This is a genomic window from Saccharothrix hoggarensis (assembly GCF_042678885.1).
Classification (GTDB): domain Bacteria; phylum Actinomycetota; class Actinomycetes; order Mycobacteriales; family Pseudonocardiaceae; genus Actinosynnema; species Actinosynnema hoggarensis.
Genome location: NZ_JBHTLK010000023.1, coordinates 38,329 through 49,257 on the forward strand (window position 1 = coordinate 38,329; position 10,929 = coordinate 49,257).

General features: G+C 75.5%; 5 protein-coding genes. 4 read left to right on the top strand and 1 reads right to left on the bottom strand.

Annotation, left to right across the window (positions count from 1 at the left end):
- Positions 1-20: 20 nt before the first annotated feature.
- The gene (locus tag ACFQ3T_RS07520; protein ID WP_380721638.1) at positions 21-6,317 is read right to left on the bottom strand and encodes an amino acid adenylation domain-containing protein; all 6,297 of its coding nucleotides are present in this window, start codon (positions 6,315-6,317) and stop codon (positions 21-23) included.
- A gap of 181 nt (positions 6,318-6,498) precedes the next feature.
- On the opposite strand from ACFQ3T_RS07520, the gene ACFQ3T_RS07525 reads away from it, so the two are divergent.
- The 4 genes from ACFQ3T_RS07525 to ACFQ3T_RS07540 form a co-directional block, all read left to right on the top strand.
- Positions 6,499-6,702 carry an MbtH family protein gene (locus tag ACFQ3T_RS07525; RefSeq protein ID WP_073896715.1) on the top strand — a complete coding sequence of 68 codons (204 nt, stop codon included), beginning with the start codon at positions 6,499-6,501 and terminating at the stop codon, positions 6,700-6,702.
- A 27-nt stretch (positions 6,703-6,729) separates the two neighbouring features.
- Positions 6,730-9,051 (top strand): lantibiotic dehydratase, encoded by a 2,322-nt coding sequence (locus ACFQ3T_RS07530; protein WP_380721641.1) that lies wholly within the window; start codon positions 6,730-6,732, stop codon positions 9,049-9,051.
- Position 9,052: 1 nt separating this feature from the next.
- Positions 9,053-10,600, top strand: a complete 1,548-nt coding sequence (locus tag ACFQ3T_RS07535; RefSeq protein WP_380721644.1) for an amino acid adenylation domain-containing protein — start codon at positions 9,053-9,055, stop codon at positions 10,598-10,600.
- Positions 10,597-10,929 (top strand): pyridoxal-phosphate dependent enzyme (locus ACFQ3T_RS07540; protein ID WP_380721647.1); only part of this gene is annotated, 333 nt, incomplete at its 3' end. The genes ACFQ3T_RS07535 and ACFQ3T_RS07540, both read left to right, overlap by 4 nt.

The following is a 10,929-nucleotide window of genomic DNA, read 5'->3' on the forward strand; positions in this document are numbered from 1 at the left end:
CGGGCTCCGTCCGGTTCGTCTCAGAATGCGGCGTCAAGCGACAGGGACAGGTCGATCTCGTCGTCGCTCATCGCGGAGATCTGCTCGACCAGCAGGCGTTCCACCTCGGCCGCGAGCAGCGCGACGGTGGGGTTCTCGAACAGCTCGCGCACCGCGATGGCGCAGTCGAACGCGGCGCGCACCCGGGAGGCGGCGGCCACGGCGCGCATGGAGTGGCCCCCCAGCGCGAAGAAGTCGTCGTGCAGGCCGACCCGCTCCACCCCGAGCACCTCGGCCCAGATCTGGGCGAGGACCACCTCGGTGGGTGACGTGGGCGGGACGAACTCGGCCGTCGCGGGGACCTCGGGGTCGGGCAGCGCGGCGGTGTCGAGCTTGCCCTGCACGGTCAGCGGCAGGGCGTCGAGCACGACGAACGCCGAGGGCACCAGGTAGGCGGGGAGCCGGTCGCGGCACCACGCGGCGAGCCGGTCGCCGTCGAGGTGGTCCCCGGCGGCGTAGGCGACCAGGGCGCGGTCGCCCCGGACCTCGCGGACCACGACGGCCGCGCCGCGCACACCGGCGCAGCCCTGGAGCACCGCCTCGACCTCGCCGGGTTCGATGCGGAACCCGCGGATCTTGACCTGGTCGTCCACCCGGCCGAGGAACTCCAGCTCCCCACCGGGCAGGCGGCGCACGAGGTCGCCGGTGCGGTAGACGCGGCCCGCGCCGAACGGGTTGGCCGGGAACCGCTCCGCGGTCAGGTCGGGGTGGCCGAGGTAGCCGCGGGCCAGCTCCGGTCCGCCGACGAGGAGCTCGCCGGGAATGCCGTCGGGCACCGGCCGGCCGAGGGTGTCGACCACGTGCAGGGTGCGCGCGCCCAGCGCGACGCCGATGGGGACGCGGCCTGCGACCGGCGCGGTGACCACGTGGGCGGTGGCGGAGATGACGGATTCGGTGGGGCCGTAGGTGTTGACCACCGGGACGTGCGGCAGCAGCTCGAACCAGCGGCCCAGCGGGGTGGCGGGCAGCGCCTCGCCGCCGGTGACCAGCAGCCGCAGCGACGCCAGGTCGCCGGCCAGGTCGCCGAGGCGGGCCACGACCTCCTCCCAGTACGACGGGGTGAGCTCGGCGACGGTGACGCCGTGCGAGCGGACCTCCGCGGCCAGCTCGTCCACCGACCACACCTCGTCGGGCCGCAGCACCACGCGGGCGCCGACGGTCAGCGCGGGCAGGAGCTGCTCCAGCGAGGCGTCGAAGGACAGCGAGGCGAACGACAGCACCCGGTCGGCGGACGTGAGGCGGAACAGGTCGCGGGCGGCGGCCACGTGCGCGGCGAGCGGGCCGTGGTCGACGCCCACGGCCTTGGGCCGCCCGGTGGAGCCGGAGGTGAAGATGACGTAGGCCAGGTCGCCGGGGTCCACGTCGAGGGAGATCACGCCGGCCGGGTCCACGCCAGCGAGGTCCACGTCGGCGAGGTCCACGCCAGCGGGGTCCACGCCGGCGGGGTCCACGCCAGCGGCGGGCCGCGAGGCGGGCACGACACCCTCGACGGGGACGATCCCGACATCCAGCCCGGCCAGCGCGCCCGCCGTGCCGCCGTCGGCGACCACCAGCCGCGCGCCCGCCTCGGCGAGCATGAACCGCAGCCGCTCCAACGGGAACTTCGGGTCCAGCGGGACGTACGCGCCGCCGGCGCGCCACACCGCCAGCATCGCCGCCACCGACCACACGCCCCGGCCGAGGCACACGCCGACCGGGTCGCCGAGCCGCACGCCCGCGTCGGCCAGCGCCGACGCGAGACCGCCGACCAGCGCGCCCAGCTCGCGGTAGGTCAGGGTCCGCTCGCCGCACACCAGCGCGGTGTCCCCCGCGTCCCCCGAGACCTTCAGCGGCGGCGTCGGCACGACCGCCGGCGCGGCGGTCAGCGCGGCGCGTTCCCGCGGGGAGAGCAGGTCGAGGCGGGCGACGTCGGCGTGCGGGTCGGCGACCACGGCCCGCAGCACGCGGGTCACGTGCTCCGCCAGCCGCACCGCGGACACCTCGTCGAACAGGTCGGCGCTGTACTCCACGTCCAGCGAGAACCGGTCGGGGTCGAGCAGGAACGTCGCCGTCAGGTCGAACTTCGCCGACTCCCACGGCAGCGTGAAGCCCTCGAACTCCAGGCCCGGCGCGGCCATCCCGGTGGACACCGCGCTCTCCTGCACGTCGAACATCACCTGGAACAGCGGGTTGCGCGACGGGTCGCGCTCGGGCCGCAGCTCCTCCACCAGCCGCTCGAACGGCACGTCCTGGTTGTCGAAGGCGCCCAGCACCGTGCCGCGCACCCGCGCCACGAGGTCCACGAAGGACGGTCCGCCGGACAGGTCCGAGCGCAGCACCACGGTGTTGACGAAGAACCCGATGAGCCGCTCCAGCTCCACCCGTCCGCGCCCGGCGACCGGGGTGCCCACCGCGATGTCGGTCTGCCCCGACCAGCGGGCCAGCACCGCCTGGAACACCGCCAGCAGCACCGTGAACCGGGTCGTGCCGCAGCGCTGGGCCAGCTCGTCGAGGCCCGCGGCCAGCTCCCGCGGCAACGGCACCTCCACCGCGCCGCCGCGTGCCGACCGGGTGGCCGGGCGGGGGCGGTCGGTCGGCAGCTCCAGCACGGGCACGCCGTCCAGGGCCGCCCGCCAGTGCTCCAGCTGGGCGTCCAGCGAGCCCGACGCGAGCAGGCCGCGCTGCCACACCGCGTAGTCGCCGTACTGCACGGGCACGTCGGGCAGGTCGGCCGCGCGCCCGGCGAGGCGGGCGACGTAGGAGCGGGTCAGCTCATCGACGACGACGTCCTTGGACCAGCCGTCGGTGGCCACGTGGTGGAACGACAGCACCAGCACGTGGTCGTCGGGCCCCAGCTCCCACAGGCCGGAGCGGACCAGCGGCGGGCGGTCGAGGTCGAAGCGGGCCGCGGCGAACTCCTTGGCCCGCGCGCGGACCTCCTCGACGTCGGCGCACGCGTGGCGCTCCAGCGGCGCCGGCACGTCGTCGTGGACGAGCTGCACCGGGTGCCCGTCGACCTCGACCAGGGCGGTGCGCAGCACCTCGTGCCTGGCGACGACGTCACCCAGCGCGGCTTCCCAGGCGTCGGCGTCCAGCGGCCCGCGCACCCGCCAGGAGAACCACAGCACGTAGTCCTCGCCGGAGTCGGACATGCGGTCGAGGAACCACAGCCGCTCCTGGGCGAAGGACATCGGCAGCGGACCGCCGCGGTCGACCGGGACGACGCCGGCGGTGGTGACCGGGCGGGCCGCGGCGACCAGCGGGCCGAACTCGCGGATGCGCGGGTTCTCGAACAGGGTGCGCAGCTCCACGTCGCGCTCCAGGCGCTCGGCGATGCGGGAGACGGCCATCGTGGCGAGCAGCGAGTGCCCGCCGAGGTCGAAGAACCCGTCGTCGATGCCGATGCCGTCCACGCCCAGGACCTCGCCCCAGATGCGGGCGATCTCGCGCTCGACGTCGTCGCGGGGCGCGGTGTAGGCGGCCCCGGTGGCCGCGCGGTCGGGCCTGGGGTCCGGCAGGGCGGCGCGGTCGAGCTTGCCGGAAGCCGTCACGGGCAGGGCGTCGAGCCGAACGACCTCCGACGGCACCGCGTAGTGCGGCAGCCGGCGCGACAGCTCCGCCCGCAGCGCGGCCGTTCCGGGGAGGGAGTCGTCGCCGACGACGTAGCCGACGAGGACCTGCCCGCCGTGCGGGTCGGCCTTGACCGCCGCCGCCGCGGCCAGCACGCCCGCGCAGCCCGACAGCGCCGACTCGACCTCGCCCAGCTCCACCCGGAAGCCGCGGATCTTCACCTGGTCGTCGACCCGGCCCAGGAACTCCAGGTCGCCTTCGGCCCCCCAGCGCACGAGGTCGCCGGTGCGGTAGAGCCGGCCGCCGCGCGGGTCGGGGACGAACCGCTCGGCGGTCAGCGCCGGGCGGCCGAGGTAGCCGCGGGCCAGCTCCGGTCCGCCGACCAGCAGCTCACCGGGGACGCCGAGGCCGACCGGGTCACCGTGCTCGTCGACGACGAGGACGCGCCTGCCGCCCAGCGACCGGCCGATGGGGACGCGGTCGGCGTCGGTGAGCTCGTGGGTGGTGGCGGTGACCACGGTCTCGGTGGGGCCGTAGGCGTTGAGCACCCGCACGTGCGGCGCGTGCCGCAGCCAGGCGGCCAGCGCCCCCGTGGGGACGGCCTCGCCGCCGAGGATGAGCAGCCGCAACGACTCCAGCCCCGCGCCGCCGGTCAGCGACAGCGCCAGCTCGCTCCAGTAGGTCGGCGGGAAGTTGGCCACGGTGATGCCGTGCCGCGCCACGATCGCGGGGACCCGCGTGGGCAGCCACTGCTCGTCGGGCCGGACGACCACCGTCGCGCCGCTGGTCAGCGCCGGCAGCAGCTGGTCGAGGGAGGCGTCGAAGGAGAAGGAGGAGAACGCGAGCACCCGGTCCTCGGCGGTGACGCCGTAGCGATCGCGGGCGGCGGCCACGTGCGCGGCCAGCGCGCCGTGCTCGACGCCGACGGCCTTGGGCCGCCCCGAGGAGCCCGACGTGAAGATGACGTAGGCCAGGTCGGACGGGTCCGGCGTCACGACGGGCGCGGTGGCGTCGGGGACGACGTCGGCCACGGACACGCGGCGCACCCCGGCGATGTCGGCGTCACCGACGACGCAGCGCACGTCGGCGTCGGCGACCATGAACGCCAGCCGGTCGGGCGGCAGGGCCGGGTCCAGCGGCACGTACGCGCCACCCGCGCGCCACACCGCGAGCATGGCCACCACCGACCACGTGCCGCGGGGCACGCACACGCCGACCGCGTCGCCCCGGCGCACGCCGGAGTCGCGCAGCAGCGCGAACAGCCCGCCCACCAGGGCGTCGAGCCGGTCGTAGCTGACGACGTCGTCGCCGCACACCAGCGCCGGGGCCGAACCGTGCCCGCGGACCACGAGCGGCGCGGCGGGCGCCGGCGTCTCGGCGGGACCGCCCCAGGAGTCCAGCAATGCCCGGCCGGGCAGCGGAGGCAGGGCGGCGGCCAGGTCGGCCACCGGTGCGTCGGGGTCGTCGAGCACGGCGGTGAGCAGGCTCAGGAACCCGTCGGCGAACTGCCGCATCGTGTCGTCGTCGAACAGCGCGGTGGCGTACTGGAGGCGGGCGGCGAGGCTGCCGTCGGGCATCAGGTTGAGGTCGAGGAACACGTCCATGTCGGTGCCGCCCAGCGGCGCCCCGACCAGCGTCGCGTCCAGGCCGCGCAGGGCGGCCGGCTGGTGGACGGTGTTGAGCAGGGTGAACGACGCCTGCGCCAGCGGGTGGCGGGACAGGTCGCGCTCCATGCCCAGCGCGCCGACCACGCGGTCGAACGGCGCCTCGGCGTGGGAGAGGTCCTTGAGCACGGTGTCGCGGACCCGGCGCAGCAGGGCGTCGAACGACGGCCGCCCACCCAGGTCCGAGCGCAGCACCACGGTGTTGACGAAGGGCCCGACCAGGTTCGACACGTCCAGCGGGCCGCTCCGGTCGGCCATCGTGGTGCAGGTCGCGATGTCCGTGCGCCCGCTGTAGTGGCCCAGCAACGACTGGTAGACCGCGAGCAGCAGCATGTAGCGGGTGGCCCGGCGCTCGCGGGCGGCGGCGTCCACGCGGGCGAGCAGGTCGGCGGGCACGCGGAAGCGCACCAGCTCCACGGAACCGTCCCAGACCTCGGGCCGGGGGCGGTCGGTCGGCAGCGCGAGCGACGCCACCCCGGTCAGGCGCCCGGTCCAGTGCGCCAGCAGACGCTCGACCCGCGCCGGCGTGAGCCGCTGGTTCTGCCACGCGGCGAAGTCGGCGTACTGGTGACGCGGTGCGGGCAGCTCCTCGCCCCGGTACCCCGCGTCGAGCTCGCGCAGCAGCACGTCCCACGACCAGCCGTCGACGGCGATGTGGTGCACGACCAGCAGCAGCAGGTGGTCGTCCTCGGCCAGGCGCGCCAGCACCGCCCGCACCGGCGCCTCCGCCGCCAGGTCCAGCGGGCGGCGCAGCTCGCGGGCGAACACCTCCTCCGGGTCGCGGGCGTCGACGCGGCGCAGCACGACCGCGCCCGGCGGGTCCAGCACGGGAACCGGCTCGCCGTCCACGGCGGTGAACCTGGTGCGCAGCACCTCGTGGCGCTCGACGATCCCGGCCAGCGCCCGCTCCAGCGCGGGCACGTCCAGCGCGCCGCGGACGCGCAGCGCCAGCGGCAGCAGGTTGTCGGAGGAGCCACGGGTGAGCTGTTCCAGGAACCACAGCCGCCGCTGCGCGGAGGAGACCGCGCCGTGGTCCGTCGCTGTGTGCGGTGCGCCTTCGTTCACTGTCGGCCTCCCTGCGAGCTGAGTTGCCACGAAGACTGCTCGCCGGGACAGGCCCCTCACCAGGGAAGAAGCGGCACGGCGCGGTTGCCGTCGTGTCTGCGCTTTCTTCTCTACTGCGGCGCCCCGCCCGGCGGCATCGTCGGTCCGGCAACCAGAGCGACCGACCGATCGGGGAGCGCCGATGACACAGGACGAGCGGGTGTACCGGGTCGTCACCAACGACGAGGAGCAGTACTCGATCTGGCCCGCCGACCGCGACCTGCCGCCCGGCTGGGTCGCCGACGGGACCGAGGGGCCGCGCGCGGTCTGCCTCGACCACATCGAGCGGGTGTGGACCGACATGCGGCCGCGGAGCCTCCGCGAGCGGATGGGGCAGCGGGGCTGACGAAGCCCTCGGGAGAGCTGGGAAGGGATGGTCAGCGTGGCTGGAACGGTGCTGTTGCCCGGAGGCGGTTGGCGGCTGTGGAGCCAGTTCGCCCTGCGCGGGACGGGTTTCCCGGCCGCCGGTGTGCTCCGCCTCGCCCCACCGGGACTGGGGGTGGCCGCCGACAAGTTCACCGACGTGCCGCCCCGCGACCGGTGGACGGGTCCGGAGTGGGAGGAGTTCGAGGCGTTCTTCGACGAGGCCGCGGTGCGCACGGCCCGCGAGTTGCAGGACATCGCCTCCCAGCCGAGGTTCCGCACGGCGCTGGCGTGGCAGAACAAGGCGGTGCTCGGCTCGGGGATCGCGCCGTTCCTGGCGTGGACGCCCACCGCGGCGGGGCGCACCAGCATGCCGCGGCAGCGCGAGGAGCTGGTGGCGCACTACTGGCAGCGGTTCTGCGTCAAGAACGACACCATCGGCTTCTTCGGCCCGGTGGGCTGGGGCAGCTGGGACCTGGACGGCCCGCGCGGCATCACCACCGTGCCGGGCGAGGACTTCCTGGCCTGCTCGGAGGTGTACTTCTCCAGCTGGGGCATCGACGCGCTGGCCAAGGTCATCGGCGCCGAGCCGGGGATGCGCCGGTGGGTGCCGCCGCGCCGGGTGTCGTTCGCCAGGATCGCCGACGGCGCGGTGAGCCTGCCCGGTCGCGCCGCCGTCCCGCTGGCCGACGGCCTGGAGGACGTGCTGCGGCTGTGCGACGGCGCCCACCAGCCGGTGGAGATCGCCGAACGGCTCGGCCGCGACCTGGACGGCGTGCTCGACGCGCTGGACGAGCTGGTGCGCCGGCGTTGGGTCACCTGGCGCATCGACGTCCCCGCCAGCGCCCACCCCGACCTGGCGCTGCGCGCCATCGTCGAGCGGGTCGGCGACCCGGAGGTGCGGGGGTGGGCGCTGGACCGGATCGAGGTGCTGCGACGCGGCCGGGAGCGGGTGCGGGCGGCGCTGGGCGACGCCGACGCGTTGCTGGAGGCGATGTCCGCGCTGGAGAACGACTTCGTGGAGACCACGCGGACGTCGGCGCAGCGCGAGAAGGGCGCGAAGACCTCCGCCAACCGCGCGCTGGTCTACTCCGACTCGCGCCGGGCCGCGACCGCCCGGCTGGGCTCGGCCGTGCTGGACGAGCTGACCCCGCTGGCGCAGTGCCTGACGGCGGCGCGGTGGATGACCAACCGGTACGCCGAGATCGCCCGGGGACACCTGCGGGAGGCGTTCGAGTCGTTGCGCGCCAAGGGTCCCGTGGTCGACCTGGCGTCCCTGTGGATGGCGTGCCTGCCGGTGCCGCACCCCGACTCGATCGCCGACGCCGACCGCGTGCAGGCCGAGTTGCAGCGGCGCTGGGAGGCCATCGTGGACGCGCCCGAGGGCGCGCGGCGGGTGCGGCTGTCGTCCGCGGAGATCGCCGACCAGGTCCGCGAGGCCTTCGAGGAGCCCGCCACGGGCTGGAACGTCGCCCGCTACATCAGCCCGGACGTGTTCGTCGTCGCCGAGGACGCGGCCGCGGTCGAGCGCGGCGAGTTCGAGCTGGTGCTGGGCGAGCTGCACGTGGGCGTGAACACCATGAGCGCCTCGCTGTTCGTGATGCAGCACCCCGACCAGGACGAGCTGCTGGCCGAGACCGACGTCGACTACCCCGGCCCCCGGCTGATGCCGATGCTGCCCAAGGAGCAGCCGCCGCGCTGGAACACCCGCAGCCGCCCGGCGCTCAACCGGCCGCAGGACTACCTGGTGGGCATGGTCGACCACACCGCCGACCCGCACCGCCCGCGCACCGCGATGGGCGCGGACGTCCTGGTCGAGGAGCGCGACGGCGACCTGGTCGCGGTGCTGCCCGACGGCGCGGTGTTCCCGGTGATCGACGTGTTCGGCAACGCGCTGACCGCGCGGGTCATGGACCGGTTCAGCCTCCGCGCGGCGGGCGACCACTCGCCGCGGGTGACCGTCGACAACGTGGTGGTCGCCCGCGAGACCTGGCGGTTCACCGCGGAGTCGCTGGAGTTCGCGGCCGAGAAGCACGAGGCCCGCCGGTTCGTGCGCGCGCGGGCGTGGCGCGACGAGCACGAGCTGCCCCGCTACGCCTTCATCGTCTCCCCCGCCGAGCCGCGGCCGTTCTACGTCGACTTCGACAGCCCCGTCTACGTCAACGTGCTGGCCAAGGCCGCGCGCCGGCTGGCCCGCAAGGACCCCTCGGCGCGGCTGACCGTGTCGGAGATGCTGCCCAACCCCGAGCAGGCGTGGCTGACCGACCACACCGGCGCCAAGTACAGCTCCGAGCTGCGCTTCGTCGCCTTCGACCAGACCGGGCGGGACTGACATGTCCACGACTGACACGGGTCGGGCCGACACGGCCGTGCTCGACCGACCTGCGCTCGGCTGGCCTGGGCTCGACCTGGGCGGGCTGGACGCGGCCGGCCACCACGACCACCCGGCCGTCGTCACCCCCGACGGCGTGCTCACCCACTCCGACCTCGTCCGGCGCGCCGACCGGCTGGCCCAGGTCCTGCGCGGCCACGGCGTCGGGCCCGAGGTGGTCTGCGGGATCGCGCTGGAGCGCGGCGTGGACGCGGTCGTCGCGATGGCGGCGGTGCTGCGGGCGCACGGCGCCTTCCTCACCGTGGACACCGACCTGCCGCCCAAGCGGGTCGCCGCGCTGCTGGACGGCGCTCGGGCACTGGTGACCAGCCGGCGCCTCGCCGGGCGGTTCACCGTGCCCGGACCCACCGTCCTGGTCGGGGAGGACGCGACCGCTGACCCCGTCGCGCCGCTGCCCGAAGGGCCGGCGGACCCCCGGTCGCTGGCCTACGTCAGCCACACCTCCGGCTCCACCGGCGCACCCAACGCCGTGCTGGTCGAGCACCGCTCCCTGCGGGCCTACCTGCGGTCGACGGTGCGCGACAACGACCTCGGCCCGGACACCGTGGCGCTCCAGCTGGCACCGCTGGGCTACGACGCCTCGATCCGCGACACCCTGGCCCCGCTGCTCGCGGGCGGCAGCCTGGTGGTGCTGCCCCGGTCGGCGCTGCTGCGCCCCGAAGAGCTGTTCGAGGCCGTGCGGGCCTACGGCGTCAACACGATCCTGAGCACCACCCCGTCGTTCCTGACCTTCCTGTCCCGCCAGGACGGCGCGGCACGGGCGCTGCGGGACGTGCGGCTGGTGGCGACCAGCGGCGAGTCCCTGCGCCCGTTCCTGGCCGCCGGCGGCCGGTCGCTGGTGCCGGGCAGGCTGGTCAACCAGTACGGGCCGACCGAGTGCACCATGACGTCCACCCGCCACGAGGTGCCCGCACGGCCCGAGGCGGACGTCGACCTGATCGGCGCGCCGCTGGACGACGTGGTGGCGCGGCTGCTGGACGGCGGGATGCGGCCGGTGCCGGACGGCGAGGTCGGCGAGGTCTACCTCGGCGGTGTCGGCGTGGCCCGCGGCTACCTCAACCGGCCGGGCCTCACCGCGACGCGGTTCGTGCCCGACCCGTGCGGGGAGCCGGGCGCGCGCCTGTACCGCACCGGCGACCTGGCCCGGCGGCGGCCGGACGGGGTGCTGGAGTACCTGGGGCGCAACGACCGGCAGATCAAGGTCCGCGGCTACCGGGTCGACCCGGCCGAGGTCGAGGCGGTCCTGCTGACCCACCCCGCCGTCACCGGCGCGGCGGTCACCGCGGCCACCGACGACCAGCAGCGCGCCTACCTCGTCGCGCACGTCACCGGCGAGCTGGCGCAGGTCCGCGACACGGCGCTGCGCGCCCACCTGGCCGAGGCGCTGCCGCCGCACCTGATGCCCCGGCACTTCACCCGGCTGGACCGCTTCCCCACCACCCGCAGCGGCAAGGTCGACCGCGTGGCGCTCGCCGGGGGTGCGCGGTGACCCGCCTCGACATCAGGCTGGGCACGGCCGACGTGCTCGCCGCCGCACGGCGCATCGAGGGGCACGTGCTCCGCACGCCGCTGCTGGCCCTGGACGCCGTGCCCGGCGTCCTGCTCAAGGCCGAGCACGTCCAGCGCGGCGGGTCCTTCAAGATCCGCGGCGCGGCCAACGCGCTGCTGGCCGAGCCGTGCGGCGAGGTCGTCACCGGCTCCTCGGGCAACCACGGCATCGCGGTGGCCACCCTGGGCCGCGCCCTGGGCGTGCCGGTCACCGTGGTGGTGGCCGAGGGCGCGAGCCGGGCGAAGGCCGCCGCGCTGCGCCGGCTCGGC

Bases quoted from the DNA above. Each gene is read 5' to 3' on its own strand.
- ACFQ3T_RS07525 (WP_073896715.1), top strand. From the start codon at position 6,499: ATGACACAGGACGAGCGGGTGTACCGGGTCGTCACCAACGACGAGGAG.
- ACFQ3T_RS07530 (WP_380721641.1), top strand. From the start codon at position 6,730: ATGGTCAGCGTGGCTGGAACGGTGCTGTTGCCCGGAGGCGGTTGGCGG.
- ACFQ3T_RS07535 (WP_380721644.1), top strand. From the start codon at position 9,053: ATGTCCACGACTGACACGGGTCGGGCCGACACGGCCGTGCTCGACCGA.